The organism is Cellulomonas sp. (assembly GCF_015234515.1).
Lineage (GTDB): Bacteria > Actinomycetota > Actinomycetes > Actinomycetales > Cellulomonadaceae > Cellulomonas.
In genome coordinates this window covers 1-2,361 of sequence record NZ_JADGMY010000035.1, presented here as the reverse complement: position 1 = coordinate 2,361, position 2,361 = coordinate 1, and the positions used below count along the sequence as shown (strand labels likewise).

Genomic DNA, 2,361 nt, shown 5'->3' with positions numbered 1-2,361 from the left:
TGCACGAACACCCTGCCCGTCCACCGACTGACGATGCCCGTCGGGGAGGTCGTCGCCGCCGCCGCCGTCTACGTGCAGGCGGCCGACCTCGTCGTGCGGCGGCTCGACCAGACCTACCAGCGTCTCGACGACCACCGGTTCGCGTACACGTCGGAGGGCGGGTTCGAGGCGGTCCTCACCTACGACGACACCGCACTCGTGCTCGACTACCCCGGGATCGCGGCGCGGTTCGCCTAGCGGGGCGCGCGATGACGGCGAGGAGGGCCTCCATCGAAGGATGGAACCTCCGGAGGGCGTCCTTCCGGGGCTCGATGGGCGCCCGTCCCGGTTCCTAAGTTCGAGATCGACAGCACGATCTCGACCAGGGGAGCACATCATGGCCACGCCCATCACGGTTGAGGCGACCGGCACCGCGGTCCGCCTCGTCGACATCCACAAGACCTACCCGGGCCGCGAGCCCGTCCACGCCCTGCGCGGGGTGTCACTGGAGCTGCTCGCCGGCTCCGTGACCGCCGTCGTCGGCCAGTCCGGCTCGGGCAAGTCGACCCTGCTGAACTGCGCGGCGGGGCTCGACACCCCGAGCCGCGGCTCGGTCGTCGTCGGCGGTCATGACCTCACGACCCTGCGACCCGACGACCTCACCCGGTTCCGCCGCGAGCACGTCGGCTTCGTCTTCCAGGCCTACAACCTCATCGGACACCTGACGGCCGGCGAGAACGTGCGGCTGCCGCTCGTGCTCGCCGGCCGCCCGGTCGACCCGGCGTGGGAGTCGGCGCTGCTGGAGTTCCTCGGCGTGCCGCACCTCATGGACCGGCTGCCGGGCGAGCTGTCCGGCGGCCAGGCCCAGCGCGTCGCGATCGCCCGGGCGCTCGTCACGCGGCCCGCCGTCGTCTTCGCCGACGAGCCCACGGGCGCGCTGGACTCCCGGACCGGGGCCGCGGTGCTCCAGGTGCTGCGGGACACGGCCCGCGAGCTCGGGCAGACCGTCGTCATCGTGACGCACGACGCGGGGGTCGCCGCAGCGGCAGAGCGGGTCGTCGTCCTCGCGGACGGGCTGGTCGTCGACCAGCTCGAGCACCCCACCGCTGAGCGGGTCACCGCCAGCCTCCTCCTCACGAAGGGCCGGTGAGCACGATGTGGCAGCTCGCGTCCTCGGGCGTCCGCGCCCACCGCGGGGCCTTCGCCGGCACCGCCGTCGTCCTGGCCGTCGCCGCGGCCGTCCTCGCCATCACGGGCGTGCTCTTCGAGTCAGGCCTGCGCCTGCAGGGCGAGGGGGACGCGTCCGCCGGAGGCCTCCTGGTCTCCCTCTCGACCTCCTACGCCGGCACGCTGATCGTCGTCGTGGTGATGGTCGTCGCGGCGACCGTCAGCCTCGCGCTGCGCAGCCGTCGCCGTGAGTTCGCGCTGCTGCGCGCGGTCGGCGCCACCCCGTCGCAGGTGCGGCGCTCCGTCACCCTCGAGGTGGCCGTCGTGTCGCTCGTCGCCGCCCCGCTGGGCGCGGTCGCCGGGCTGTTCGGCGCCCGGCTCCTCGACCCGGTGCTCGTCCGCAGCGAGATGGTCGCGCCCGACTTCGCGTCGCACCTCTCGCCGCTGCCCGTCCTGGCCGCCGTCGCGCTGATCGCGGTCACCGCGGTGCCCGTGGGCCGGCTCGGCGCCCGGGAGGCGGCACGCATCGCACCGACCGCGGCGCTCCAGCAGAGCGCCGTCGAGGACCGCCACGTGGGGCTCGGCCGCCGGATCACCGCCCTGGTGATGACCCTCGGCGGCCTGGCCATGGCGTTCAGCCCGCTGTGGATCCCCGGCACGACCGGGAGCGCGGCGGCGTCCCTGTCGGCGTTCCTGCTCATCGGCGCCGCGGCGCTCGCGGGGCCCGTCCTCGTCGGCTGGATCTTCGACCGCGTGGCTCGGGCGCACCCGTCCGGTGGCCGCCCGGCCACGATGCTCGCGGTCCGCAACGTGCGCGGCTTCTCCCGGCGGCTCACGACCGTCGTCGTGCCGCTCGCACTGGTCGTCTCCGCGGCCACCATCCAGACCAGCGTGGACCGGGCCATGACGACCGCCATCGAGCAGGAGTTCGTCGCGGCCGTCGCCACGGACCTCGTCGTCACACCGACCGAGGACGCCACGCAGGACCTGGCCGCGCAGGTCGCCGCCGCGCCCGGCGTCGAGGCGGCCGTCCCGCTCGGGACCCTCCCGGGAGAGGTCCGCAGCGTGGACGACGGCGCGGAGACCTGGGAGGCGGCTGCTCTGCGGGTCGTGCCCGCCGACACCGCTGCGCTCGACCCCGACGTGGTGAAGGGCTCTCTCGCCGACATCGACGCCCCGGACACGGTGGCCGTCAGCAGCGACACGGCGTACACG

The 2,361-nt window shown here is 74.6% G+C and carries 3 protein-coding genes; all 3 read left to right on the top strand.

Annotated elements, in window-relative coordinates; all coding sequences use genetic code 11:
• A partial coding sequence (locus IR158_RS18565; RefSeq protein WP_291815778.1) for a putative glycolipid-binding domain-containing protein occupies window positions 1-237 on the top strand: 237 nt, incomplete at its 5' end.
• Between the two features lie 139 nt (window positions 238-376).
• The gene (locus IR158_RS18560) at window positions 377-1,129 is read left to right on the top strand and encodes an ABC transporter ATP-binding protein (protein WP_291815775.1); all 753 of its coding nucleotides are present in this window, start codon (window positions 377-379) and stop codon (window positions 1,127-1,129) included.
• Window positions 1,130-1,134: 5 nt separating this feature from the next.
• Window positions 1,135-2,361, top strand: a 1,227-nt coding sequence (locus IR158_RS18555; protein WP_291815781.1) for an ABC transporter permease, incomplete at its 3' end; no start/stop codon positions are given.